Here is a 26,138-nt window from a genome sequence, read left to right as displayed (position 1 = left end):
AAGCGCCTGGCCGATAACGCCACAACGATGTCCTGCTAACGTCGATAGCGCTGGCCGTTGCAATCAAGCATATTTACCCCTCGGTTTAAATCATGCAGTTCGCCAACACTGATGTTGAATCAGAGTTCTAACTGAAGGGAGTCATGATGATAGGTTATTGGTTATGCGCATTGCTGTGGGGCGTAGTGCTGCTGGAAGAGATCCAGCGCATGCCCCTTCAGGAATGGAAAGACGAGGGTCTGAAAAAGGTTCTGCTGCTGCGCCGGACCCGGAACCGGACCGGCTACTTCATGGCGTTGATCGCGGGCGCGATGTGCCTTTACAGCGAAATCCTGGTGGCGCCGGCCGATCAGAACATTCTCAGTCCGGAGTTGATACTTGCCGTATGTGGGTTGCTTTGGGGCGTTTATCTTTCCGTCGTCTGTATGAAGGGCAAGCGATAGGCGCCTGCCTCCATGACGACTGGGGATAGCTGAACGTCCTTGTTCAAGCTGACTTTACCATCCAGCCAGGGCGGCGTTTCCTGTAGTCCTGGTGCCGTGGCCCATACGCGCTTCGGTGTCTCGGTCTTTTGCATAGGCGGTGAGCAGTACCATCGCGCCAAAGCCGCCGACGATGAGCACCGGATAGGCGGCCAGCAACTCGACCAGCGAGTACTTCCAGGCCAGCGGACGACCGACACCGAGCATGGCGGCATAGAACCACGACACGCCAGAGAGGGCGCCGGAGAACAGCGCGAGCATGCGCAGGCTGAAGGAAAGTTTGAGTAACGAACCGGCTTTTTTCAGCGCTGGCAATACAGCGCTATGCAACAGATAGCCGTTGAAGGTCAACAGCACAACGATGCCGATCTTGGCTTGCAGTTTTGGATTGAGGAAATATTCCATCCCTTTGCCGGCATAATCGATCCCGACAATACCAATGCCGGTAATCCAAAGGGCTACAAGTGCGAGCACTACGGTTTTTTGAAGGCTTTCCATGTGCGCGTCATCGTGGTGACCCGACACATCCCCCTTCAGGAGTTGCTTGACCATTGCAATATCGCTGGTCAACACAAGCCCGATTGCCACACAGCAGGCGATAAGATGGAAATATACAACGCCCAAACGCACATATTCCACGGTGGACGCAGAGAACATACTTAGATCCATGGTTACCTCTTGGCTTCAATAGTGAATCAGTGGCTTCGATACGGCTTTATTGGAATTTGCCGTTGCTGACTGCCATTTAGATCCAGCAATTGTTATCAATTAATCTTGCGGCCGTTACGCCATCAAGATAATGGTGAGTTTCGCGAATGAACTTTTAGTCATTCGATCATGTCCATTTTTCAGGTAACAAAAAACATCATCCGCACTCAGTGCATATGAGGTTTAACTTCCGCTTCTGGGGTGGGCGGCGAGGCCCGGAATCTGATCGACGGGTTGATCAGGCAATGCTGGTTGGGTCGGCGGGGCTGCCTCCCCATTCGAGGAAACGGATCTTGTGGAGTTCGCCCTCGCTGTCTTCGTAGACCAGGGTCACCGGCACCACGCCGGTCTTATCGGATGTATCGGTGCGCTGCAGCACCCGTTTCACATCGATGTCCATTCCGTAGTGGTATTCGACGGCTGAGATATGCGCGCCGGGTTCCTGCAGGCTGTTCTGGTCGAAGACGCTGGGTGCGAGACTGGAAATTACTGCACTGACAATCGTGGTCATGCTCATAAGACTGTACCTCCACTGCGTTTGCTTGACATGGACTTAATGTGACACGTCGTTAAATCGAAGTTCACTTGTCAACGACGAACGTGCCCTCCTGAAAAGCCTGTAGTGGCTGTAAACTCCCGGCAATTCCCCGCGCTTGACGCCTCTTGACCATTCGTCCTTTAAGCCCCGTATTTGTTGGTCAAAGTCCCTTTTTGGAAGAGGTCATGACATGTCATGACGGATTTTTAGGCGAGGTGAGCCAGTGCCTTCCATTCAATCGGCTGAGCGCAAACGCCTGCTATTTGGCCAGGGTCACTCACCGCAGCCTTAGGGTTTCAAACAGCGCGCGGTCTTCTTTTTTTGCCGAGCGCGCATGGCGCCGAATGACCTGCAACAGGCATTCGGTGAAGCAGACCGCCGGATTACTCAGTGCGCCATTGCGGCGCGTCACGATGCTCAGCTGTCGGGGCTCGAACTGCTCGGTCAGCCCGAGGGAGACCACGCGCCCCAGAAATGGCGGGGCAGTGCTCACGATGGAAGGCCCCCAGGTGCACATGTCAGCCCGCTCGACCATCATCTGCAAAATGGCCAGTGAATGAGCACGCACGATTCGATTCTCATCAATCTGCGCGCCGTGTTTCCAGAACAGTTCCTGCATCAGCCCATCGTGCCCGTCCGGCGCGTAGTTCAGGGTCCAGTTTTCTTCCAGTAACTCGTGGATCGATCGCGCATGCTGTCGGGCGTGCCCCTCGCGGACCAGCACCGAAGTCTGGTAATCGAGCAAGGTTTCGCAGGCGAATTCCTGGGTCGATTGTGTGGGATGGAGTTGGCCAATCGCGAAGTCCATGCTGCCGTCACGCAACAGCGGTTGGGCAACGGCCATCAGGCTTTCGAACAGTTCCAGCTTGATTTGTGGCATGCGTTGGCGAAAAACCAATACGACTTCGGGCAGGAAGGTCAGGGCGACCCATGGGGTGATCCCGACGCAGAGCCGGCCTTGAGCCTTCCCACGCATGTGATCAAGCTCGGTCTGGGCGTGCTCCAGTTGCTTGATCACCAGCCGGGCGTGAGTCAGCAGCACTTTGCCGTATTCGGTGAAGTTCAGACCGCTGGCGGTTCGGTTAAACAGCGGTAGCTGCTGACTGGTTTCCAGCTCGCGCAGCGCCTTGGTCACAGCGGCCTGGGAAATCTCCAGCGAACGCGCCGCCGCGCGGATACTGCCGGTTTCGGCGCTGGCAATCAGCGCCTGTAATTGATGCAGTTTCATCTGCTCACCCTAATGACAACCAATGGTTGTCATCATAACCAAACTGCGCCTCCCCAGCCCAGCGCCAGTTCCCTAAGATCGACTCCAACAGCGCTTTCGCTGCTGCACAGTCCCTGTCGAAGGAGAACACTCATGAATGCCGGTTTGGTCCTGCCTGGTATTGCCGCGATGCAAGCTGAAATGATCGCGATACGTCACAGCATTCACGCGCACCCTGAACTGGGTTTTGAAGAGTTCGTCACCAGTGAGCGGGTTGCCGCGTGTTTGACCGAGTGGGGCTTTGAGGTCAGCACCGGGGTGGGCAAGACCGGGGTCGTTGCCACCCTGAAAAATGGTGAGGGTCGGTCCATTGGTTTGCGCGCCGACATGGATGCGTTGCCGATCCAGGAAACCTCCGGTCTGCCTTATGCCAGCCGGATCGACGGGGTCATGCATGCCTGCGGTCACGACGGTCATACCGCCGTCCTGCTGGCTGCCGGTCAGTACCTGGCCCGTACACGGGCATTCAATGGCACGGTGCACCTGATTTTCCAACCGGCCGAAGAAGGGCTGGGCGGTGCGAGGAAAATGCTCGAGGAAGGGCTGCTCGAACGCTTTCCGTGCGACGCGATCTTTGCCATGCATAACGTGCCGGGTTATCCCGTCGGGCATTTGGGTTTCTACAGCGGACCGTTCATGGCTTCCGCCGACACGGTGAACATCAAGATCATCGGCAACGGTGGCCATGGCGCGGTGCCGCACAAGGCCGTCGACCCGGTGGTCGTCGGCGCCTCGATCGTGATGGCCCTGCAAAGCATCGTCTCGCGCAACGTCAACCCGCAGGAGATGGCGATTATCACCGTGGGTTCCCTGCAGGCCGGGAGCGCCTCGAATGTCATCCCGTCCAGCGCCGACTTGAGCCTGAGCGTACGCGCCCTGACCCCCGAGATTCGCCACTTGCTGGAGGTCAGGATCACTGAATTGGTCAAGGGCCAGGCCGAGAGTTTCGGCGCCCGGGTCCACATCGACTACCAGCATTGCCACCCGGTATTGATCAACGATCCCGAACAGACGGCGTTTGCCCATGAAGTCGCCCGCGACTGGCTGGGAGAGGAACACCTGATCGATGACTTGCGACCGTTCACGGCCAGCGAGGACTTTGCTTTTGTCCTGGAAAAATGCCCCGGCAGCTATCTGGTGATCGGCAACGGCGAGGGCGAAGGCGGGTGCCTGCTGCACAACCCCGGTTATGACTTCAATGACGACTGCCTGCCGGTAGGCGCGAGCTATTGGGTAAAGTTGGTCGAACGTTTTCTGAGTTGAGACGGCGCATTTTCGCCCGTTGTGCCTGTAAAAAACCTGCGGCCCGAAGAGGAATAAAAATGAACAAGATGATTGCAGCCGTTTCCCTGGTGTTCCTGACGGCTTCGAGCCTGGCGGGTGCGGCCGACTGGTCTGGCAAGGTGTTGAAGCTGGGGGTGGACCCGACGTATCCACCGCTGGAATACAAGAACCAGGATGGCACGCTGACCGGCTTTGGGGTCGACATCGCCGAGGCGTTGTGCGCCGAACTGAAAGCCCGATGCGTCTGGGTGGAAAGCAGTTGGGACGGGATGATCCCGGCACTGCTGGCGCGCAAGTTCGATGCGGTGGCGTCTTCGATGACCATCACACCCAAACGCCTTGAGCAGATTGCGTTTACCGACAAGGTATCCAATGCCCCGGCACGCTTGGTGGCCAAACGTGGATCGGGATTGCAGCCGACCCTCGAATCGCTCAAGGGCAAGCGCATCGGCGTGGAGCAGGGCTCGACCCAGGAGTCCTATGCCAAGGCAGTTTGGGGTTCCAAAGGCGTGGACGTTCTTTCCTATCAAAATCAGGATCAGGTGTACGCCGACCTGGTAGTGGGGCGTCTTGATGCCTCGTTGCAGGGTTCCATTCAAGCCAGTTACGGCTTCTTGAAAACAGCGGCGGGCAAGGACTATGAATTTGCCGGTGCCACGCTGGATGACCCGGGCTTCTTCGGCGTCGGTGATGGCCTTGGTCTGCGCAAGGAGGATGTCGCGTTGCGCGAAGACTTGAACAAAGCCCTGGCAACCCTTCTCGCCAACGGTACCTACGCGCGGATCAACGACAAGTACTTCGATTTTGACGTCTACGGCGCCAGGTAACGCGTCGTCGTTGCCTTCAACAGGGCGCTCGTTCTCGCGCTCTAATGCCCCCTTCACCTCACGCTAACAAGAAAAAAGGAGAGTGAGATGCTTCTGGAAGGTTTTGGCCCGCAGATCCTGCTGGGCACCCTGGCTACCATCAAACTGGCGCTTTGTTCATTGCTGATCGCCGTCCTGGCCGGACTGATGGGCGCCAGTTCCAAGTTATCGTCCAATCGTTTGCTGCGCACGCTGGCCACGGCGTACACGACCGTGATCCGCAGCATGCCGGACCTGGTGATCATGTTGCTGCTGTTCTTCAGCCTGCAGATGTTGCTCAACCGGATGACCGATTGGCTGGGCGTCACGCAGATTGACATCGACCCGTTCCTGGCCGGTGTCGTGACGCTGGCGTTCATTTACGGGGCCTACTTTACCGAGACGTTTCGCGGCGCCTTCCAGGCAGTCCCGACAGGGCAGATCGAGGCGGCGAAGGCTTACGGCATGACCCGTGGGGAAACCTTTCGCAAGGTCCTCTTTCCACAAATGTTGCGCCACGCCTTGCCGGGCATTGGTAACAACTGGCAGGTGCTGATCAAGTCGACGGCCCTGGTGTCGATCATCGGCCTGACCGATGTGGTGAAGGCCACCCAGGATGCGGGCAAGGGCTCGATGCAGTTCTTTTACTTCACCCTGGTCGGCGGCCTGATCTACCTCGCCATTACCACGGTCTCCAATGGCGTGTTGCTATGGCTTCAACACCGCTACTCGGTTGGCGTCAGGAAGGCTGTGCTATGACCGCCATTCTCGACAATTACTGGCAGGCTTACCTGTGGAGTGATGGGCCGCACTTTTCCGGGTTGGTGGTGACCTTGTGGCTGCTGATTCTGGCGGTGGCGATCGGTTTTATGCTTGCGGTGCCGTTGTCGATTGCCCGCGTCAGCCGCAACCCGCTGCTGCGCCTGCCGGTCTGGTGTTACACCTACGTGTTTCGTGGCACCCCGTTGTACATCCAGCTGCTGTTCTTCTACACCGGGGTGTACAGCTTGCATGTGGTGCGGTCCCAGGACTTTCTCAACGCTTTTTTCCGTGACGGCTTCAACTGCACGGTACTGGCGTTCGGGCTCAATACTTGCGCCTACATGACCGAGATTTTTGCCGGCGCCATCAGGGCGACTGCCCACGGTGAGGTCGAGGCCGCCAGTGCCTACGGCATGAGCCGGTTCACGCTTTATCGGCGGATCATTCTGCCGTCGGCGTTGCGTCGCGCGCTGCCGTTTTTCAGCAATGAAGTTATTTTGATGCTGCATTCCACTTCGGTGGCCTTTACCGCCACGGTGCCTGATTTGCTGAAGATCGCCCGGGATGTCAACTCGGCGACCTATGCATCCTTTACCGCCTTTGGCATTGCCGGGGTGTTGTACGCCGCCTGTGCTTTTTTCCTGATCTGGCTGTTTCGACGCGGCGAGCTGCATTGGCTGGCCTACCTCAAACCGCGGACGCACTGACCCCTATCGGAATGGCTCGAATGTATAAATTGATCGTTGAAGATATCCATAAAAACTACGGCAACCATGAAGTGTTGAAAGGCGTTTCGCTCAAGGCCGGGGCGGGTGATGTGATCAGCATCATTGGCTCCTCGGGGTCCGGCAAAAGTACCTTCCTGCGTTGTATCAACCATCTTGAACAACCGTCGGCCGGGCGTATTGTCGTCAATGACGAAGAGTTGCTCACCCGCAGAAACTCAAGGGGCGAGTTGTGCGTGGTCAACCCCGGGCAGTTACGGAGCCTGCGCAGCCGGTTGTCGATGGTGTTCCAGCACTTCAATTTGTGGAGCCACATGACCGTGCTGGAAAACATCATCGAGTGCCCGATGAGCGTGCTCGGTATCAGTCGGGCGCAGGCACTGGATCGGGCACGGCATTACCTTGCCAAGGTAGGGTTGCCACAAAAAGTCGAGGCCCAGTACCCGGTGCATCTGTCCGGCGGCCAGCAACAGCGGGTGGCTATTGCACGAGCGCTGGCCATGGAGCCTGAGGTGATGCTGTTCGACGAACCGACCTCAGCCCTCGACCCTGAACTGGTGGGCGAGGTGCTCAAGGTCATGCAGCAACTCGCCGAAGAGGGCAGGACGATGGTGGTGGTGACCCACGAAATGGCGTTTGCCAGGCAGGTGTCGAACCACGTCATGTTTCTGCATCAAGGGCGGGTGGAGGAGTCGGGTGCGCCAGGCACGCTACTGGATCAGCCTCAAAGCGAGCGGTTGCAGCAGTTCCTGGCCGGGAGTCTCAAATAGGTACCCTTGAATCTGCGAAAGAAAGTCACCGCATTGCCGGTTGCCCGGAGATATGAGCGCTCCCACGCTCCTATCTCCGGGTTGCATTGATGGTTACTGCTTGTGCAGGTCTCCAGGCTTCCACTCCTTGTTGAAGAAAGCCTTGGTCGGGCCATACAGGCGCAGGATCACGAAGTAGCCTTTGCCTGGCAGGGTGCGAATCCAGTTCTTGCCTTCACCCGGTGAATCCGGCCCGAAGTGCACGTCAATCGAACCGTCGGCATTCACCAGGGGTTTGTCCATGGTGTTCAACGACGGGAACGGCTGACCGTTGTCCACGCCCGAAGCGGTGATCGAGTCGTACACGGTCACCGACCAGAACAACGCCGCTGGAATGCCTTTGGGCAGGTTCAGCGTGTAGCCGTTGCTGCCCGAAAGGAACTCGCCCTTGGCATCGACGAACGTCGCCGGGTACTTGGCGCCGACGTTTTCCATGTTCACCGCCATGCCCGGACTGGCCGAGTAGGCGTTGGTGAAGAAGCCGGTGCGCGGATCGATGTAGTTGAAGGTGTCGGCGGTGAACGTGGCGTTGCCCGGGAAGACGTTCAGCCACTTGCGGTCCGGATACCAGGTGCCGTTGGCGACGATGGTTTGCGGGGTGTAGGACGTGGCGTGACCCATTTTGCTCGCGGTCTTCGCGGCCTTGTCGAGCAGGTCGCGGGTTGCCGCGTCCGGCTGGAACGGCTTGCCCTTGATAATGCCCAGGGCGGCAAGCATGCCGCGCATTTCCATGTCTTGCGGATCGACATATTCATGGTCGATAAACCGCGAAAGCATGTCGAACGCGCTGCCATCGGTGGGGTAGAGCATGTTGATCGGGGTTTGCGAGGCGTTGGGGAACTCCATCTTCTTCGCCGTGGCTTCTTTACCCAGCGGATAGATGCGCGTCTGTTCCATGAGCTTGACCGGTGCGTCGAGCTGTTTCGGGTCCTTGAAGAAACCGCGCCAGAACACAAACACGTTGTAGGTGCGCGAACGGTAGGTCAGGTAGCCCGCAGGCACGTCGCCCGTGTAATCCGGTGGCAGCACCAGGTACTTGGCGCCCTTGCCTTTGTCCGGGCCGGGCAGGCCGACATCGCCGCACCACTGGCGACCTTCGATCTGGCCTTCGGAGCAGATCGGACGCTGGAAGAAGTCGTCGAGAATGCCCTGCATGCCTGGCGGCACCTCGATCACCATCGGACCTTCCTGCTTCAGGTCCAGGTAACCCATGGCATAGATCACGTCGGAGTTCGGCGTGGTCACCAGGGTCTTGGCGTTGAGCCGGTCTTTCCAGATCGGCAACACGTTGTAGCCGGCGCCGAAGGTTTTCTCCGAGCCTTCTTTCATGGCGTACATGTTCAGGGCCGGCAATGCCCAGATGTAGGACTGCACGGCGCGCTGGAACAGCAACTCGTTCTTGAGCTGGGCCACGCCTTCGAGGGTCGGATAGCCGCCAGCGAAAGGCAGGTCCGCCAGTTGTTCATAGTGCGTGGCGGCCTGGGCGCCGAGGCTGACCGAGATGGCCAATGCCAGTGCGGTCAGCGTTTTGCTGGCTGCGTTCATCGTTGAAGTCCTGTTCAATGGGTTTTCACCACGGCCGGTGGCGTCCAGTTGCCGTCGAGGGCATCGGCTTGCGGCCAGTAGGCGCGAATGTACAGCGAGAATTCGGCGCCTTTGGGCGATGGCAGCCAGTTGCTTTCCTTGTCCTTGCCCGGTGATTCACTTTGCACGTAAAGGGTCAGCGAGCCGTCAGGGTTGGTTTGCAGGGATTTGTTCTTGGTGCCGATGGAATAGCGCTTGAGATCATTCGGGGCGAAGAAGTGCTGTTCGTTGTACAGCGTCAGCGACCAGAAACCCTTCACCGGCGGCAGTTTGCCCTTGGCGAAGGTCACGCTGTAGCCGTTCTGGCCATTGAGGCGCGTGCCGGACTGATCCAGGTCCTGATAGAAGTATTTGGTTTCTTTCTGCGAGTTGACGAAGATATTCGAGCGTGCCACGGCGGTACGGCTGAAGTAATCGGTGCCGAACGCCGCGCCGTTGCTGACGGTGCTCCAGTGATCCGGCAGCTGCAGGCCATAGTTGCGGAACTGCAACAGCGGGTCGATCACTTCGCTGTCGGCTTTTTTCGCTTCGTCGATCATCGCGGCGCGCAGTTGCGGGTCGGCCTTGGCGATGGCCGCGAGGGCAGCCATTTGCGCGTAGCGGGCTTCTTCACCCGGCAATGGCTTGGCATCCTTGAGCAAGGCTGGCAGTTCGTCGAAGAACTTCTCCGGGATCACCCACTTGGTTTCGGCGTTGCCATCGGCAGCCTGGGCCGGGAACTTCGGCAGTTTGGCCCAGTCGCGTTTCTTGACCTTGCCGTCGTATTGGGACAGCGGGTACATGTCGATACCGGCGAGAGTCGGTTGAATCGCCTCGCGGTCGGCGACGGTGTCGTCCTGGAACACCCGGGGGATCACGAAACCGGTGTTGGTGCGCGCACGGAACACCTTGGTAATGCCGGCCGGCACCTTGCCGTTCCAGTCCGGGCCCACCAACAGGTAGAAGCCGGGCTTGGTACCGTACATCTTGCCCAGCTCGGCGAAGCTGTCGGAGCGCAAGTCCACCACCTGATACACCCAGAAGCGGCTGCCGAAGTCCGGCACTTGCAACACGACCGGCTCAAGGTCCAGGGCGATACTGCCAGCGCCATACACCACGTCCTGGTTCGGGCAGGCCACCAGCCGCTCGGCCGGGTCAATGTAATCGCTGAGCATCGACAACCGGTTGATCGGCGCCACCGGTACGATGTCCCCCATCAAACCGGGTTCGGGCAGGTCTTTGAAGGCCTGGCGGCGGTTGAAGATGTTGGCCATCGGCCAACCCCAGAAATACGCCTCGCGCGCCATCATGCGCACATAGGGCTCGGTCACCTTGGTGCCGGCGACGGGCCCCGCGATGGTGGCTGGCGCCGCAGGGATCTGGGCGGCCAGCACGGAGGTTGCGACGAGCGTACTGAGGAGCGTCAGTGCAAAGAGGGCGTGGCGATGGGGCAACCGTTTCATTCAGCATCCTTACTAGATGGTTATCACTTGATACAAGTGAGTCGGCTGACAAGATAAACCATCTACTTCGCGTAATCATGATTCTCTGAGATGACGGTCATTGGTTGTCTGACGAACGACTGTAATCGACCTCATGCCACTCTAATTCGGTTCCCGCCGTGGATCGACGCGTGGTAAGCGTCGGCGATCGAGGAACTAAACGGTTCTGACTGCCAAAGCTTTTTGCCGACGATACAGAATGGTCGTCGCCGTGAACCCGCACAACGCTGCGAACATCAGCCAGTAGGCAGGTGATGCCTTGTCGCCCGTGGCCTGGACAAGCAGCGTCGAGATTGCCGGGGTAAAACCGCCAAACACCGCGGTAGCCAAACTGAAGGCCAGTGAAAACCCGACCACTCGCACGTTCTGTGGCATGACTTCGGTCAGTGCCGCGACCATGGCGCCGTTGTAAATGCCAAAGAAGAATGAGAAGTACAGCAGAACAGCGAGCAGTCGTTCGAAACTCGCCGCCTCTGCGAGCCAGTGCATGGCGGGATAGGCGGTGAAGATGCACAGCAACGATATCGCCAGCAACAGTGGCCGACGGCCAATGCGGTCGGAGAGGGCGCCGCCGATAGGCAGCCAGATAAAGTTGCTGATGCCGACCAGCAGTGTGACCACCAGGCTGTCGGTGGTGCTCAGGTTCAGTACTGTCCTGCCAAACGTCGGTGTGTAGACCGTAATCAGGTAGAACGTGGTGGTGGTCATGGACGCCAGCAAGCCGCCCGCCAGGACGGTGCGCCAGTTGTCACGCATCGAGCGAAAAACTTCGCGAGTGGTTGGACGATGGCTGCGAGCAGTGAAGGCAGCGGTTTCTTCCAGTGAGCGGCGAATAATGAAAATGAACGGGATGATCACGCAGCCAATGAAGAACGGAATACGCCATCCCCAATCGGCGATTTCAGCGGCTTGCATCGTGGCATTGATCGTGTAGCCCAACGCGGCCGCGACGACGATCGCCACCTGTTGGCTGGCCGATTGCCAACTGGTGTAGAAACCGGTGTGACCGGGGGTGGAAATTTCCGCCAGATACACGGACACGCCGCCCATTTCCGCGCCGGCGGAGAAGCCCTGGAGCAGCCTGCCCAACAACACCAGAATCGGTGCCGCCACGCCGATGGCGGCATAGCCCGGCACCAGGGCGATCAATACGGTACCGGCGGCCATGATCGACAGCGTCACGATCAGCCCCTTGCGACGACCCACCTTGTCGATGTACGCCCCCAGCACAATGGCGCCCAGTGGGCGCATCAGGAACCCGGAGCCGAATACCGCGAAGGTCATCATCAGCGAGGCAAACTCGCTGGTGGCTGGAAAGAACGTCTGGGAGATGTAGGTCGCGTAGAACCCGAACAGAAAGAAGTCGAACTGCTCGAGAAAATTACCGCTGGTGACCCGCAAAATGGCGCCCAATTTGGACCCCTTGGCTCGGGTTGTTGCCGTCGTCGTTTTCATCATGGCTACCGTTATGCTCACTATTGTTTTTGGAATGAGTGCTTTAACCGTCAGTCGCTGCCGGCGTTGATCGGGTTGGGTTGACGCTTCTCGATGGCGTGTTTGAGCAGCGCTGCGCTGCGGAAGATTCCATGGGCGAATTTGCTGTAGGGCATGGTCAGGAAAAACGCCATGACCAGGCCCAGATGGATCGCCAGCATCAAGCCCAAGGCGCTGGTTTCACGAAAAGCCAGGAGCGCCAGGCCGCTTGCGCTGACCAGCAACAGCAGCGCGATGAAGCCGCGATCCATGGGTTTTTGGTTCTCATCGCCGTGCGCTGGGTTGCGACGCAGGTTCAGCCAAAGAAGACCCGCCGGGCCGATCAGCAGGCCGATGCCGCCGGCAATACCCAGCATCACCGGCAAGCTGAGGATCGGATAAGGCGCCGACCACTTCAGCAGATAGTGAAAGAGCGTGGCGACGCCGGTGGCGGCGAAGCACAGCATGAAGCCATAGAAGGTGAGGTGGTGGAATCGGCGTCGCCACAAGGTGAACTGATCGTCGGCGTTGTTGCAGCCTTCGCCATGGCCGCCGTCCAGGTACTTAAGCTTGGCGACGTTGGCCGTAGCCTCCAATGCAGCGGACGTTTTCAACGGCAGTGGCGCTGCGACCGGTGAAACGTTGCGCCAGAAGCGCCGTACACCCAGGGTCAGGGCAAGTACCGCAAAGCCGAACACTGAGCCGAACATCAGCGCCAGGGTGTTATGCGGGAAAATCTTGTAGAAGTTGCCCCCTGGAATGGCCGCGAACAGGTTGCCCATGAGCATCAGGGTCAGGCATAAAAACAACGCCAGTCCCCCACCGGAAGCCAGTGCCAGGGTCAGGCCGTTGCGCTGATACAACTTGCCCAGCGCTTGCGGCCAGGCGTATTCGGCGTAAGTATCCAGGCGCACTTTGGCCATGGCTTTGGGTATGTTGACGTCGAATTCGTGTGGGGCGGCGTACTGGCAGGCGTGCAGGCACGCGCCGCAGTTATGGCACAAGTTCGCCAGGTAATGGATGTCGGCCTGAGTGAATTCCAAGCGCCGGGTCATCGCCGGAAATACCGCGCAAAAGCCTTCGCAATAACGGCAGGCGTTGCAGATGGTCATCTGCCGCTGGACTTCACTTTCGTCAAGATTCAACACCGGGATCAACCCGCCCGATGCTTGGGGATCAAACAGTTGCATGTCGAGACTCCGTGTTTGCAGATGAAACGCCAAAGCCCACCGAAGCGGCCGCCTGCACACCGGCGATGCGGCCAAACGCGGTACCGATGGCCATGCCGATGCCGGCGGTGTAGCCCTTGCCCAGAACATTGCCGGCCATCATTTCTCCCGCGACGAACAGGTTGGGGCTCGCTTTGCCGTTGAAATGCACGGCAGCGGTTTCGTCGGTGGCGAGGCCGAGGTAGGTAAACGTGACACCCGGTTTAAGCGGGTAGGCGTAGAAAGGTGGTTTCACCAATGGCCGCGCCCAATGGGTTTTGGCGGGCACCAGTCCTTGGGTGTGGCAGTCGTCCAGCGCCGTGTGATCGAACGTGCCAACGCGGCAGGCGCGGTTGTAGTCCTCGAGCGTCTTGACGAATTTTTCTTGAGGCAGCTTCAACTGGCGGGCGAGGTCTTGCAGCGTATTGGCGGTGGTGCCGGGAAAGACCGGCGGCATGAAGCGGCCGATGGCTTGTTGATCGATGATCGAATACGCCTGCTGACCGGGTTGTCCGGCCACCAGACGCCCCCAGATCGCATAACGTTTTGGCCAGAAATCCTCACCTTCGTCGTAGAAGCGTTCGCCATCACGATTGACCACCACACCCAGCGATACGCAGTCGATTCGGGTGCAGATGCCGCCGTCGTAGAGTGGCGCACGGGCATCAATCGCGACCATGTGTGCTTGCGTCGGATCGCCGATCACATCGGCGCCAAGGTCGAGCATGCGCCGGAGCAAAATGCCGGTGTTGAATCGGGTGCCCCGGATCAGGAAATTGTCCGATGGCCATTCACCGCGTTCGTTCTGGCCCCAGGCTTCGCGCAGCCATTCACGGTTGGATTCGAAGCCGCCGGCCGCCAACACGCAGGCCCGGGCTTCAATGCGTTCGGCGGCGAAACGCTGACCATCGACCTCATGTTCGCCCACATGGGCGGCGACGAATTTCCCCTCGTCCAACTCGATGTCGGTCACTTGGGTGTTGTAGCGAACTTTTACACCCAGTCGCTCGGCGCTGCGGAAATACGCATTGACCAGCGCTTTGCCGCCGCCCATGAAAAAAGCGTTGGTCCGCGCCACGTGCAGCGCGCCGGACAGCGGTGGCTGGAAATACACGCCGTGTGAACGCATCCAGTCGCGGCAAGAAGACGATGCCCGAATGGCAATACGTGCAAGCTTTTCATCCGTGAGGCCACCGGTGACCTTCAACAGGTCTTGCCAGTATTCTTCTTCCGGATAGGCATCGATCAGCACGTCCTGCGGTTCGTCGTGCATGCACCGCAGGTTACGGGTGTGTTGGGAGTTGCCACCGCGCCAGATTTTCGGAGAGGCTTCCAGCAGCATCACGCTGGCGCCTGCTTCTCGCGCCATCAGAGCGGCGCACAAGGCAGCGTTGCCACCCCCTATGATTAAGACATCGATCATTATCGCTCCTCGATTGGCAAGGAAGCGGGAACGAAGTGCTCCTTGCGAGTGGGGAGAACGATAGGGTGGGGAAGGAGTGGCCGAAAGGCTGCTTTTGACGCGGGGTGTTTAGTTTTTCTAAAGGCTTTGTCGTCAGGAGTTGTCCGGGGTTGAAGGAGGATTACGCGTCTACCCCTTCTATCCACGTAGCTCCAGGCCACTGTTTGTCGACGACCAGATGACGCGCCACATCGACGATGACCAACCGCGTTGCCAGCGCCGCCGGAGAGAGTTCGTCGTCAGCCAGCGTCGCCAGAAGATTACGCCGGCCCACATGGGGATCGGTAATCCTGATCAGTGAAAGTCCGGACCCGTCTTTCAATGCCGCGGCCGCCCCCGGTTGTATCGTTGCCGCATGACCGGCCCGAACGGCGTTCATCAAAACAGCGAGACCGTCGACTTCCATAATGACATTGGGCGTTAGCCCGACCCGCTCGAACGCGCTGGTCAATGTCGAACGCAATCCATGCTGCACGCTGGGCATCACCAGCGGCAGGCCGCCGAGGTCGGCTAACTGCACGCTGTCACCTGAAGGCGCTTGAGGCAGGCTGGGCGAGGCAATGACAAACAGCTTTTCATCCAGCAGCGGCGTCACGCTCCAGCGTTTACCCCCTTCGAGCTGGAACAGGATGGCCAGGTCAATTTGCCGTGCGTTGAGCTGCGCCGCCAAGTGGCCGGAAAGCATTTCCACCAAATGCAGTTGTATGTCCGGATAACGCGTACGCATTGCGTTGATCAACGGCAACGCGAGCACCGTCGCGGTAGTCGGTGGCAAGCCGACGCTGACATAACCGCTCATTCGCCCGCGATGGGCGGCCATGATGGCGTTTTCCGCCTGGCGTAGCGTCAGTTGGGCATGGTGTAAAAACGCAAATCCGGCGCTAGTGGGTGTCACGCCGGTGGAGGTTCGATTCAGGAGGCGGGTGCACAGTTCGCTTTCCAGCTTGGAGATTTGCTGACTGAGGGCTGACACACCAACATCCAGTTCAAGTGCCGCACGCCCCAGGCTGCCAAGCTCGATGATTTTTACGAAATAGCGCAGTTGTCTCAATTCCAATGTGGCTGCTCCCCGTGAATGAGTTATTCAAATACCTGAACGTTTGCCACGCAAGTTACGAAGCCCGAAGAGGCAGCATTGTCGCAGGTTTGGGTTGACCGTTGAGCGCGTGCGCTTTGTCGAGGACTGGTAGCAGTTGACCCGAAGCTGTCATCGAGACTGTGGCCACTGATTCTGGATTTCATACCTGGGCGCCTTAGACGTCACTTCGCAGCACGCTGCCATAGCTGGTAAACGCTGCCCCATGACGTTTAAGGAAAACTGAAGACGGTCTTGGAGTAAAAAATTCACAGACAAGCGGTGTTGAAATAAATGATCCAGTGATTTACTCTCGATCCCACGTTGTACGAGTTCACCTGCTGTTAGCACCTAAAAAAACAAACAATCGGGAGCAAACATGAAAGCGAAAATGATGCTGGGACTGTTCATGACGGCCGCAGTTTCTCTGCCAGCCTGGGCCGCGGACTGGACCGTAGGTGCTAACGTTGGCAACGTGCCTTGGGAATTTCAGGATTCCAAAGGTGAGTTTGTCGGCTTCGAAGTCGATGTTGTAAATGAGGTGGCCAAACGCGCCGGAAAAAGCGTCGAGTTCGTCAACATTCCTTTCAACGGCCTGTTCAGTGCCGTGCAATCCAAACGCGTCGACATCGCTATTTCATCCATCACCATCACTCCGAAACGTCTGGAGTCGGTAGCCTTTGCGCAGCCTTACTTCGACAGCGACCAGTCGCTCACCGCACTGACCACTTCCAAGGTCAAAAGCCTGGCCGACATGAACGACAAGGTGGTTGGTGTCGACACTGGCTCTACCGGCGACATGTGGATCGGCCAACACAAGGACGAGTACAAGTTCGCCGATGTCTCGCGCTATGAAGGGCTATCGCCGGCCATGCTTGATCTGGCTTCCGGGCGAATCGATGGCTATATCAGTGACATTCCTGCGGTGCTCTACTACATCAAGGACAAACCGCAGTATTCCATCGTGGCGCGTATTCCCACCGGTGAGCGCTACTCGCTGATGCACGCCAAAGGATGGGCGATGAGCGATCAGGTCAACGACATTATCAGCAAGATGAAAGAAGACGGTACCTTGGGGAAAATCCACAAACAGTGGTTCGGCGCTGACGCCGATAAAGATTCGAGTACCATGAAAGTAACCGCCGTTCTCAAGTAAGCCCTGCTGATGATGCATGTAAGTGGCGACGCCCGTTCGCCACTTGTATTGACCGAGGTATCCCATGGATCTTTTGCAGACATTCTTCAACTGGAACGTGCTCGTCGATTCGCTTCCGCTGATGATGCGCGGTTTGGGCGTGACCATTTTGCTGGGGGTGGTGAGCATTGCCCTGGGCCTGGTGGGCGGGCTGTTGCTGGCATTGCTGCGGTTGTACTCCTACGCACCTGTTCGAGCGCTTGCGCGTATCTACATCGATATCATGCGCTCTATTCCACTGCTGGTTTTATTGGTACTCATCTATTACGCGCTGCCTTTTGTCGGCATTCGACTGTCGTCTTTTGCGGCCGCTGCCAGTGCGCTCTCGCTTGTCTCCTGCGCCTACAGTGCGGAGATTTTTCGTTCGGGCATCGAGGCCATTCCCCGTGGCCAGTTCGAAGCATCGGCCTCTCAAGGCATGAGCTTCTTCAATACCATGCGTGACGTCGTTTTACCCCAGGCCATCCGCATCGTAATGCCCCCTATGACCAGCAACTGCATCAACGTCATGAAAGACACGGCGCTCGCTTCAGTCGTCGCCATGCCCGACTTGTTGAAGCAGGCAACCCAGGCTCAGGCACTGGCCGCCAATCCGACGCCACTGGTGGGCGCTGCCTTGCTGTACCTGTTGCTATTGCTGCCGCTGGTACAAATGGTCAGCTGGGTTGAACGTCGTAACGCCTCTGGAGGAAAAACCGCATGAGTACGTTGATTGACATCGAAAAACTCGACAAGTACTACGGCAGCTTCAAGGCGTTAAGCAATATCAATTTGCAGGTTGAAGAGGGTGAAGTGGTGGTCATTCTTGGCCCGTCCGGTTCGGGAAAATCGACCTTGATTCGCTGCATCAATCTGCTTGAAGACTACCAGCAGGGCGATATTCGGGTGGGGGGAGAGCGGGTTGAAAACGGTCCGCGACTGAGCGCCATCCGTAGCGAAGTAGGTATGGTGTTTCAGAGCTTCAACCTCTATCCGCACCTCACTGTTCTCGACAACGTGTCGCTGGCGCCGATCCGCGTTCGCGGGCTGAGTCGGCGTGAAGCTCACGCCAGGGCCAAGGAACTATTGGTGAAGGTCGGTATGGGCGATCACGCTCACAAATACCCGAGTCAATTGTCTGGCGGCCAACAGCAGCGTGTCGCTATTGCCCGCACCATGGCCATGGAGCCGCGGGCAATTCTGTTCGACGAACCGACTTCGGCGCTGGACCCGGAGATGGTTGGCGAAGTACTCGATGTCATGCAGAACCTTGCGCGCTCCGGCGTCACGATGGTCGTGGTGACTCACGAAATGGGCTTTGCCCGTCGGGTCGCCGACCGGGTGATCTTCATGGAAAGCGGACGCATTGTTGAGCAGAACATCCCTGAACCGTTTTTTACCGCACCTAAGGAACCTCGCACACAAGCGTTCCTGCAGGCCATCTTGCATCATTGACTCAGGCTGGAGAAAGTAGAGTGAATCCTCTCGATATCGATTACGTTCGCAAGCAATTTCCAGGTTTGGCCGATGGTTATGCCTACATGGATAACGCCGGTGGTTCGATGGTACTGAACTCCGTGGCTGAGCGTGTCTGTGATTACCTGCTGAACAACAGTGTGCAACTGGGTGCGTCCTACCAACCTTCCGTTGTCGCTGGCGAGCGAGTGATGCAGGCGCGCCACTCGGTCATGCAGTTGATCAACGCCGAGCACCCCGAAGAAGTGATCATGGGCGGCTCGACCACCCACTTGTTGCAAATACTGTGTCGCGCCATCGCCCCGTCAATCGTTCCAGGCGATGAAATCATCGTCACCAATTGCGATCACGAGGCCAACATCGGACCCTGGGTCAAGCTGTGCGAAAGCCGTGGGGCGACCTTGCGCGTGTGGCAGGTCAATCTCGACAGTTGTGAGTTGGAGCTGGATGACCTGCAGGTCTTGCTCAATGACAAAACCCGTTATGTGGCCATGACCCACACCTCGAATATTCTCGGCTCGGTCAATCCAGTCGCCGAAGTTGCGCGGCGTGTGCATGCGGTGGGTGCGAAACTGTGTGTGGACGCCGTCGCTTATGCGCCACACCGTCTGGTGGATGTTCAGGCGAGCGGCGCCGACTTCTACGTTTATAGCTTCTATAAAACCTTCGGCCCGCACTTTGCCGTACTCTGGGGACGTCGCTATCTGTTGCTGGAGTTGCCGAGCCTTAACCACTTTTTCATCGGCCAGGACGTGGTGCCTTACAAATTGCAGCCGGGCAACGTCAACTACGAGTTGTCATTTGGTTGCATCGGCATTACCGACTATTTGCTCGACATCGGCACCCGGCTTGGAGCGCAAGGCAGCGAGCGCCAGTGCATGCAGACTGCGTTCGATGCTTTTGAGGTGCAGGAGGATTTGCTCGCCGAGCGTCTGCTGGCGTTTTTGCGTCAGCGCGAGGGCGTTCGGATCATTGGTAAAGCAAGTACCCGCAATCGAGTGCCAACGATCAGTTTCGTGGTTGAGGGCGTTCAGTCAGAGGCTGTTGTGCGTAGGGTCGATGAGCACCGGATTGGCATTCGGTTTGGTGACTTCTATGCACGGCGACTTATCGAAGCCCTTGGGCTTGACCAGTTTGGCGGGGTAGTGCGGGTGTCGTTGGCGCATTACAACACGCTGGAAGAAGTCGACCGCCTCATCACTTCGCTGGATCAAGCCATCAATGCGTTGCGTTGACCGGCGTACACACTTCTAATTTTACGAGCCTTCATCATGGCCTTACCTGAAACCCTTGCAGAGCTGCGTGACTGTATCGCGGCCCAGCACGAACAACTGACCGGTCGTCTACGCGATGCTGCCCGATTCCTGATCGACAACCCGCATGAGATTGCACTCAATACGGTGGCCGAACTGGGTAAGCGCTCAAACATCGCGCCTTCCGCTTATATTCGGCTGGCTCAGGCCCTTGGCTTTGCAGGTTTCAAGGATTTGCAGCGGCTGTTTCGAGCACCGCTGCAACAGGCTGCCGACACCCACAGCGAACGTATTCGGCACTACGGCGGTGAGACGTTGCTGGAGGACCCGAGTGACGTCGGCGCGATTTTGCGTGAGTTCAGCCAGGCCAATATCGTTTCTCTGGAGCATCTGGCGGAGGGCGGTGAACAGGCCAATATCGAAGCGGCTATCGCCCACTTGCAAGTCGCTCGGACCACCTTCGTCATCGGCATGCGCCGCGCTTTTCCGGTGGCGGCGTACCTCAGTTATGCATTGAGCCGCGTCGGTCAGCGCACCGTGCACATCAGCGGCGCAGGCGGCACGTTGCACGAACAGGTCAGTGCCATTGCCGATGATGATCTGTTGATCGCCGTCAGCTTTCCGCCGTACGCCCATGACACTGTTGAGGCCTGCCGTCAGGCGAGGGAAGCGGGGGTGACGCTGGTTGCGATCACTGACAGCGTTCTGAGCCCGATCGGGCAGATGGCCGATACGGTCATTGAGGTCAACGACGCCGAGTTACTGGGCTTTCGTTCGCTCACGGCTTCGTTCTGCATTGCGCAAACCCTGGCGATGGGGCTTGCGTTCAGCGAGTGGCAATCGGACAGCACCTTCAGCCATGACCGGCTGAAAGAGATCGACTGCTAAGTCGCAACTTTCGCCACGTACTTATTTAACCAGTCACTTCAGGAGAATATCCCGATGGTTTCACCTGCACGCGATTTAGTGGGTTACGGTAGACAACGCCCGCAAGGCACCTGGCCGAATGGCGCACGTTTGGCCATCAGCCTGGTGATCAACTACGAAGAAGGCTCCGAACGCTCGCTCGCCATGGGCGACCCGGACCAGGAATCAATGACCGAATGGGGCAGCTATTCAATACCCGACGGCACACGCAATCTGGCGATGGAATCGATGTACGAGTACGGCTCGCGCGTGGGGATCTGGCGAATTCTGGATATTCTCGACCAGCAATCGGTTCGCTCTACCTTTCATGCCTGCGCAGTGGCCTTTGAGCAGAACCCTGATGTGGCTCGCGCCGCCGTCGCCGGTGGCCATGAGATTTGCAGTCACGGGTATCGCTGGGAGGAAGTGTTTCGCCTGACTGAAGAGCAGGAGCGTGAGCACATGCGCCTGGCAATCGAGTCATTCGAACGTACCTGTGGCAAGCGTCCCGTTGGCTGGTATTGCCGGTATGGCGCCAGTGTCAATACACGTCGACTGGTCGCTGAAGAGGGCGGTTTTCTCTACGATTCCGATGCCTACAACGACGATGTTCCCTACTTTGTCGAGGTCGAGGGTAAGCGTCATCTCGTGGTGCCTTATACCGCCGACGTGAACGATTTCCGCTACTGGAATTCTCCGGGGCTTTCGCAGGCATCGGACTTTTTCGAGTACATGAAAGAAAGCTTTGAGGTCCTTTATGAGGAGTCGGCTGAAGGACCACGCATGATGTCCATCGGGTTGCATCCACGCATGGTGGGCCGTCCCGGGCGGGTCAGGGCGATCAAGCAATTCATCGAGTATGCCAAGCAACAAGGCGGTGTCTGGTTTGCTACGCGCGAAGAAATCGCCCGTGCCTGGCTTGAACGAACTTGATTGAAGACACGCGCCACCTGATCGGCGCGGGCCGGTTACTTCTGGAAGAGGCCTGATATGCAACCTTTTGATACGGTGATTCGCAACGCCCGCGTGGTAACCGCCGCGGACACGTTCACCAGCGATATCGGTATTCGTGATGGGCGCATCGTCTCCCTCGGTCTGGACCTGCCGCAAGGCCACCAGGAAATCGACGCGGCAGGCCGGCATGTTACCCCCGGTGGCATCGACAGCCATGTGCACCTCGACCAGCCGACTGGCGACGGCTCGGTGATGGCCGATGACTTCTTCAGCGGCACGGTCTCGGCGGCCTGCGGCGGCACCACCACCGTCATCCCGTTCGCCTGTCAGCAGAAGGGCGAAAGCCTGCGCGCTGCCGTCGATGACTACCATCGTCGGGCGGGTAACAAGCCGGTGATCGATTATGCCTTCCACCTGATCGTCACCGACCCCACCCCGCAGGTGCTGCGTGAAGAACTGCCGGCCTTGATTGCTGAAGGCTATACATCGTTCAAGATCTACATGACCTACGATGCGCTGAAGCTGGGTGATCGGGAGATTCTCGAGACGTTGTCGGTCGCGCGCCGTGAGGGCGCCATGGTGATGCTCCACGCCGAGAACAGCGATTGCATCGCCTGGCTCACCGAACGACTACTGGCGGCCGGCCTGACTGCGCCGCGCTACCACGCCGCGTCGCGGCCGATGCTGGTGGAGCGCGAAGCGACCCATCGTGCCATCGCCCTTGCCGAGCTGGTGGACGTGCCGATCCTGATCGTGCACGTGTCGGGTCGCGAGGCCGTGGAGCAGATTCGCTGGGCCCAGAGCCAGGGGTTGAAGGTGTACGCCGAAACCTGCCCGCAGTACCTGTTCCTGACCGCCGACTCGCTGGGGTGTGACGACAGCTTCGAAGGTGCCAAGTGCATCTGCAGCCCGCCGCCGCGCGATGCCGCAAATCAGCAGGTGATCTGGGATGGCCTGGAGAACGGCTCGTTCGAGATTTTCTCGTCAGACCACGCACCCTTTCGCTTCGATGGCCCGAATGGCAAGAAGGCCCACGGTGAAGAGGTGTCGTTCGACCAGATCGCCAACGGCATTCCCGGTGTCGAAACCCGCATGGCACTGCTCTGGTCCGAAGGCGTGCGCAGTGGGCGCATCACCCCGCAAAGCTTTGTTGCGCTGACCTCCACTAATGCCGCCAAGATGTATGGGTTGTATCCGCGCAAGGGCAGCATCGCTATTGGTGCCGATGCCGACCTGGTGATCTGGAACGAAGGTGAGTCGGTGCACCTGTGCAACGAAATGCTGCACCACAACGTCGATTACACGCCTTACGCCGGCATGACGCTGAGCGCCTGGCCGGCCATGACCCTGTCTCGCGGTGAGGTGGTCTGGGACGGTGAGCCGCGCGGTGAGGCGGGTCGCGGCCGGTTTCTGCCGTGCGAGCGCCCGGCGCCCGCGCAACTGCGCCGACGTAAGACTGAGTTGGCATTGTGAGTGCGGTCGCGCAGGTGGCCGCCACCCTGATTCGTGGCTGGCGTGAGGGGCGCCAACAACGGTTGCCAGCCCTGGAACTGGCTAGCGAAGCCGAAGCCTATGCCGTGCAGCGCCAGGTAGCGGATGCCCTCGGCTGGTTCGCCTCCGGGCCGCCAACGGCTTGGAAACTGGGTGGCGCTCCGGGAGGGCTGATCAGCGCCGCGGGGGTACCGGCATTGGCGGTACACCCGTCGGGTTGGCAGGTTCCGCCGGGCGATGCCTTCGGTTTCGGGATCGAGGGTGAACTGATCGTGCGCCTGTCGCGCGACCTCGACCAGCACACTGATCTGGCCATGGCCTGTGCGGCGGTCGATGTGTGGATGCCGGGCATCGAACTGTGTGGCACGCGCTGGCTGCAGGGCGATCAGGCCGCGCCACTGCTTCGGCTGGCCGACCAGCAACTCAACCGCGCGCTGGTACTCGGTGCACCGCAAACGCTGGGGGAATTGCCGGATTGGTCAAGACAACAGGTGGCGTTGCGGGTGGCCGGGGTGCCTGAATTCGTCGGCGTTGGCAGCCATCCATTCGGTGAGCCGCTGAGTTCGCTGCCGTGGCTGGCGCGTCACGCTGCAGCACTGGGCAGCCCGTTGCGAGCCGGTGACCTGGTGGCTTGTGGTAGCTGGACCGGTATCTACTGGGCGTCGGCCGGGGTGCAAGTGGAAGTTGAGTTTGCCGGGATAGGACCGGTTACCTTGTCGACTTGATGCGTTTAAACGGCTTGCTGATTTTCAGTTTACAGAGCCAGGCGGCGCATTGCTCCTGCTTGAAAGGCGTGGGCTTTTGAGGCTTGCCTCTGGGCACTCCCTCAGGCTCCTGTCCCTACGTTGGCTTGCGAGTTGGAAGCGTTCTGCAAGACACCACGCTGTTAGAGATACGCCAGCGGCCATTCCAATCAGTCAGATCCTCGTTCGCCGCCATAGCCAACATCTCAGCTCTTTAGTTTTATAAGCGGTTGATTGCCGCGCAGCAGCGGTTCAGCTATGCGCTCCACTTTACCTTTCGTTGCTTCTCTCGCTACCGGCCAAATGCGATCTGCCACGTCAGACTGAAATCGGCCCATAGCGGTCTTTGGCGGACCTCTAAAGTGAGTCTCTGACTATCCGCTTTTTGGCTGCTGATCACGGTTGGCTGTCTAGAAGCCAGATGGTCCGTAACGGCAGCGCGTAAGTATTACGGAATTGATTCGGAGTTGATCAGCTGCGCAAAGGTGATACTGGCTTATTGTGATCTACACTCCCTGAGCGCGTGAGTAGACGCTTCGCCACAAGAAGTATTCAAACTATTTCACCGTGACCATGAACGCTCACGGTGCCAGCTTGCTCAAAACTAACGAGGCAGAAATGAACAGGAAGTTTAACCGGGGCTGGACAATGGCTGCGGCACTCGTCGTAGTGGGTTCAACGCTTTTAGCGGGGTGTGCGAGCAAGAACGATCCGATCACGCAGGCAGACAAGACGGATGTGACCAAGGGCGTACCCGCGCCAAGTCTGGAGCAGACCAAGGCAATCGCCGAGGAAGGCTTTATTTACGGCTTACCGCTGGTCATGAACTACGCCGTAATGCACGAATATGCCGTGGACAAGGGCGGCCCGCAATACAAGGCGCCGTTCAACCAGATCAAGAACGAGCCTCGCGTCTACACCTACCAAGACACGGCCATCATCACTCCGAACAGCGACACCCCGTACTCGTTTGTCTGGCTGGACCTGCGCGCGGAACCGATGGTGATCTCGGTGCCGGCAGTGGACAAGCGGCGTTACTACTCGGTGCAGATGATCGACGGCAACACTTACAACTACGGCTACATCGGCAGCCGTGCCACCGGCAACGAGCCAGGCCAATACATGGTGGTCGGTCCCGATTGGAAAGGCGCGCCCCCTCCCGGTATCAAAAAGGTCTTCACCTCGACCACTCCCTTCGCCGTGAGCGCCATTCGGACTCAGCTCTACAATGCCAAGGACATGCCGAATGTCGAGAAGGTGCAAGCGGGCTACAAGGTCCAGCCGCTCTCCGCCTTCCTCCATCAACCCGCGCCGCCCACTGCGCCGAAGATTGATTTCGTACCGGCTACGACGGAAGGCATCAAGGCCAACTTCTTCGAGTACCTGTCGGCCGCGATGGAGTATGTGCCGCCATCGGCTGACGACCAGGAGATCCGGGCCAAGCTGGCGAGCATTGGGGTGGGACCCGGTCGCACCTTCGAATTCAAGGACCTCTCGCTCGAGCACAAGGCCGTGGTCCTGCTCGGGATGAAGGCCGGTGACGAGAAGGTCGACAAGTTCCTCGCGAGCGGGACGAAGATAATCAACGGCTGGAACGTAGGCGCGTACTTCGGCGACCAAACGTTCTACAAGGCCGACTGGCTGAAGCGTGCCGGTGCCGCGAAAGGCGGCCTCTACGGCAACGACGCCGTCGAGGCGATGTATCCCAACACGCGCACCGACGGCACCGGCCAGACGCTGGATACCAGCAAGCGCAAGTACACGCTGACTTTCCCGGCCGGCAAACTGCCGCCAGTCAATGCCTTCTGGTCGGTGACCATGTACGACGGCAAGAGCCAGTTGCTGATCAAGAATCCGCTCAACCGTTACCTGATCAACTCGCCAATGCTGTCGGCGATGAAGAAAAACACGGATGGTTCACTGACGCTGTACATTCAGAAAGATTCCCCCGGCAAGGCTAAGGAAGCCAACTGGTTGCCCGCGCCCGACGACACGGTCTTTCTGGTAATGCGCCTCTACTGGCCGAAGACCGCACCGCCTTCGATTCTTCCCGCTGGCGACGGCAGCTGGCAGCCACCGGCGCTGGTGGTCTCGAAGTAAATCTTGCGGCCCATTGCTGACACTCGCTGTAGGTCGGTGTCGGCCTGTGCTGCCTTTTTGCCAATAGCAGAGCAGCCAATCATCAAGGGCTGTTATTGGACCGATTGCAGCCCGTGAAGGGCTGCAACCCAAAGCGATCATCAAGGACAAATGACTATCACTGTGTTTTCTTCAGCCCTTTCAAGCGCACATTCGCCCTTTGCACAGCGGCCATTTTTTCGGGTCGCTTCATGCGTTTCCACTTTCTGATGTCTTCCTTGCTTCGTCCGCAGCTCACACACAGGTCACCACTGAGCTGGCAAACCGAGATGCAGGGATTCTCGATTTCTTTAGCCATT

25 protein-coding genes are annotated in these 26,138 nt (G+C 58.5%); 15 read left to right on the top strand and 10 right to left on the bottom strand.

Annotation, left to right across the window (positions count from 1 at the left end):
• Window positions 1-143: 143 nt before the first annotated feature.
• The gene (locus QMK54_RS18305; RefSeq protein ID WP_110658274.1) at window positions 144-443 is read left to right on the top strand and encodes a hypothetical protein; all 300 of its coding nucleotides are present in this window, start codon (window positions 144-146) and stop codon (window positions 441-443) included.
• A gap of 54 nt (window positions 444-497) precedes the next feature.
• On the opposite strand, the gene QMK54_RS18300 is transcribed toward QMK54_RS18305, so the two are convergent.
• The 3 genes from QMK54_RS18300 to QMK54_RS18290 all read right to left on the bottom strand — a co-directional run bounded on the left by QMK54_RS18300 (window position 498) and on the right by QMK54_RS18290 (window position 2,956).
• Complete coding sequence (locus QMK54_RS18300) at window positions 498-1,151, bottom strand: hypothetical protein (protein WP_110658275.1); 654 nt, start codon at window positions 1,149-1,151, stop codon at window positions 498-500.
• 277 nt (window positions 1,152-1,428) lie between these two features.
• Window positions 1,429-1,707 carry a DUF2790 domain-containing protein gene (locus tag QMK54_RS18295; RefSeq protein WP_320401058.1) on the bottom strand — a complete coding sequence of 93 codons (279 nt, stop codon included), beginning with the start codon at window positions 1,705-1,707 and terminating at the stop codon, window positions 1,429-1,431.
• Between the two features lie 298 nt (window positions 1,708-2,005).
• Window positions 2,006-2,956 (bottom strand): LysR substrate-binding domain-containing protein, encoded by a 951-nt coding sequence (locus tag QMK54_RS18290; protein WP_110658277.1) that lies wholly within the window; start codon window positions 2,954-2,956, stop codon window positions 2,006-2,008.
• A gap of 132 nt (window positions 2,957-3,088) precedes the next feature.
• Between QMK54_RS18290 and QMK54_RS18285 the strand changes: the two genes are divergently transcribed.
• From QMK54_RS18285 to QMK54_RS18265, 5 genes are all read left to right on the top strand, one after another.
• Window positions 3,089-4,258, top strand: a complete 1,170-nt coding sequence (locus QMK54_RS18285) for a M20 aminoacylase family protein (protein WP_110658278.1) — start codon at window positions 3,089-3,091, stop codon at window positions 4,256-4,258.
• 59 nt (window positions 4,259-4,317) lie between these two features.
• Window positions 4,318-5,106: an ABC transporter substrate-binding protein gene (locus QMK54_RS18280; protein WP_320401057.1), complete on the top strand. Its 789-nt coding sequence runs from the start codon at window positions 4,318-4,320 to the stop codon at window positions 5,104-5,106.
• Window positions 5,107-5,193: 87 nt separating this feature from the next.
• Window positions 5,194-5,883, top strand: coding sequence for a histidine ABC transporter permease HisQ (locus tag QMK54_RS18275; RefSeq protein WP_320401056.1), 690 nt, complete (start codon window positions 5,194-5,196; stop codon window positions 5,881-5,883).
• Window positions 5,880-6,593, top strand: a complete 714-nt coding sequence (locus tag QMK54_RS18270; RefSeq protein ID WP_320401055.1) for an ABC transporter permease — start codon at window positions 5,880-5,882, stop codon at window positions 6,591-6,593. The genes QMK54_RS18275 and QMK54_RS18270 overlap by 4 nt, the downstream gene beginning before the upstream one ends.
• 20 nt (window positions 6,594-6,613) lie before the next feature.
• Complete coding sequence (locus QMK54_RS18265; RefSeq protein ID WP_320401054.1) at window positions 6,614-7,381, top strand: ABC transporter ATP-binding protein; 768 nt, start codon at window positions 6,614-6,616, stop codon at window positions 7,379-7,381.
• Between the two features lie 93 nt (window positions 7,382-7,474).
• Here the strand turns inward: QMK54_RS18265 and QMK54_RS18260 are convergent, their stop codons facing one another.
• From QMK54_RS18260 to QMK54_RS18235, 6 genes are all read right to left on the bottom strand, one after another.
• On the bottom strand, window positions 7,475-8,965 hold the full coding sequence (locus tag QMK54_RS18260) for a DUF1254 domain-containing protein (protein WP_320401053.1): 1,491 nt from the start codon (window positions 8,963-8,965) through the stop codon (window positions 7,475-7,477).
• A 14-nt stretch (window positions 8,966-8,979) separates the two neighbouring features.
• Window positions 8,980-10,446 (bottom strand): DUF1254 domain-containing protein, encoded by a 1,467-nt coding sequence (locus tag QMK54_RS18255; RefSeq protein WP_320401052.1) that lies wholly within the window; start codon window positions 10,444-10,446, stop codon window positions 8,980-8,982.
• 195 nt (window positions 10,447-10,641) lie between these two features.
• Window positions 10,642-11,943, bottom strand: coding sequence for an MFS transporter (locus tag QMK54_RS18250; RefSeq protein WP_223590271.1), 1,302 nt, complete (start codon window positions 11,941-11,943; stop codon window positions 10,642-10,644).
• Between the two features lie 47 nt (window positions 11,944-11,990).
• Entirely contained in the window at window positions 11,991-13,148 is a 1,158-nt protein-coding gene (gene tcuB, locus QMK54_RS18245; RefSeq protein WP_320401051.1) for a tricarballylate utilization 4Fe-4S protein TcuB, read from the bottom strand.
• Window positions 13,135-14,589, bottom strand: coding sequence for an FAD-dependent tricarballylate dehydrogenase TcuA (gene tcuA, locus QMK54_RS18240; protein WP_320401050.1), 1,455 nt, complete (start codon window positions 14,587-14,589; stop codon window positions 13,135-13,137). Before tcuA ends, tcuB begins: the two co-directional genes overlap by 14 nt.
• A gap of 160 nt (window positions 14,590-14,749) precedes the next feature.
• Window positions 14,750-15,685 carry a LysR substrate-binding domain-containing protein gene (locus tag QMK54_RS18235; protein ID WP_320401049.1) on the bottom strand — a complete coding sequence of 312 codons (936 nt, stop codon included), beginning with the start codon at window positions 15,683-15,685 and terminating at the stop codon, window positions 14,750-14,752.
• Window positions 15,686-16,082: 397 nt separating this feature from the next.
• Here QMK54_RS18235 and QMK54_RS18230 point away from each other — a divergent pair, with 397 nt between their 5' ends.
• The 9 genes from QMK54_RS18230 to QMK54_RS18190 all read left to right on the top strand — a co-directional run bounded on the left by QMK54_RS18230 (window position 16,083) and on the right by QMK54_RS18190 (window position 25,800).
• On the top strand, window positions 16,083-16,859 hold the full coding sequence (locus tag QMK54_RS18230) for a transporter substrate-binding domain-containing protein (protein ID WP_223590260.1): 777 nt from the start codon (window positions 16,083-16,085) through the stop codon (window positions 16,857-16,859).
• Window positions 16,860-16,923: 64 nt separating this feature from the next.
• Window positions 16,924-17,601, top strand: coding sequence for an amino acid ABC transporter permease (locus QMK54_RS18225; protein ID WP_027923846.1), 678 nt, complete (start codon window positions 16,924-16,926; stop codon window positions 17,599-17,601).
• Window positions 17,598-18,332: an amino acid ABC transporter ATP-binding protein gene (locus QMK54_RS18220; RefSeq protein ID WP_317851663.1), complete on the top strand. Its 735-nt coding sequence runs from the start codon at window positions 17,598-17,600 to the stop codon at window positions 18,330-18,332. Before QMK54_RS18225 ends, QMK54_RS18220 begins: the two co-directional genes overlap by 4 nt.
• 20 nt (window positions 18,333-18,352) lie before the next feature.
• Window positions 18,353-19,588 (top strand): cysteine desulfurase-like protein, encoded by a 1,236-nt coding sequence (locus QMK54_RS18215; protein WP_223590257.1) that lies wholly within the window; start codon window positions 18,353-18,355, stop codon window positions 19,586-19,588.
• A 36-nt stretch (window positions 19,589-19,624) separates the two neighbouring features.
• On the top strand, window positions 19,625-20,494 hold the full coding sequence (locus QMK54_RS18210; RefSeq protein WP_320401048.1) for a MurR/RpiR family transcriptional regulator: 870 nt from the start codon (window positions 19,625-19,627) through the stop codon (window positions 20,492-20,494).
• 54 nt (window positions 20,495-20,548) lie between these two features.
• On the top strand, window positions 20,549-21,445 hold the full coding sequence (locus tag QMK54_RS18205; protein WP_223590252.1) for an allantoinase PuuE: 897 nt from the start codon (window positions 20,549-20,551) through the stop codon (window positions 21,443-21,445).
• Between the two features lie 57 nt (window positions 21,446-21,502).
• Window positions 21,503-22,939: a dihydropyrimidinase gene (gene hydA / locus QMK54_RS18200; RefSeq protein ID WP_223590249.1), complete on the top strand. Its 1,437-nt coding sequence runs from the start codon at window positions 21,503-21,505 to the stop codon at window positions 22,937-22,939.
• On the top strand, window positions 22,936-23,682 hold the full coding sequence (locus tag QMK54_RS18195; RefSeq protein WP_320401047.1) for a fumarylacetoacetate hydrolase family protein: 747 nt from the start codon (window positions 22,936-22,938) through the stop codon (window positions 23,680-23,682). Before hydA ends, QMK54_RS18195 begins: the two co-directional genes overlap by 4 nt.
• A 666-nt stretch (window positions 23,683-24,348) precedes the next feature.
• Window positions 24,349-25,800, top strand: coding sequence for a DUF1254 domain-containing protein (locus QMK54_RS18190; RefSeq protein ID WP_320402929.1), 1,452 nt, complete (start codon window positions 24,349-24,351; stop codon window positions 25,798-25,800).
• Between the two features lie 157 nt (window positions 25,801-25,957).
• Here the strand turns inward: QMK54_RS18190 and QMK54_RS18185 are convergent, their stop codons facing one another.
• On the bottom strand, window positions 25,958-26,137 hold the full coding sequence (locus tag QMK54_RS18185; RefSeq protein WP_223590240.1) for a DUF1289 domain-containing protein: 180 nt from the start codon (window positions 26,135-26,137) through the stop codon (window positions 25,958-25,960).
• Between the last annotated feature and the right edge of the window lies 1 nt (window position 26,138).

Origin of the sequence: Pseudomonas sp. P5_109 (genome assembly GCF_034009455.1) — a bacterium.
Lineage (GTDB): Bacteria > Pseudomonadota > Gammaproteobacteria > Pseudomonadales > Pseudomonadaceae > Aquipseudomonas.
The sequence above is the reverse complement of the archived record's forward strand: the minus strand, read 5'-3'. Positions and strand labels throughout refer to the sequence as shown.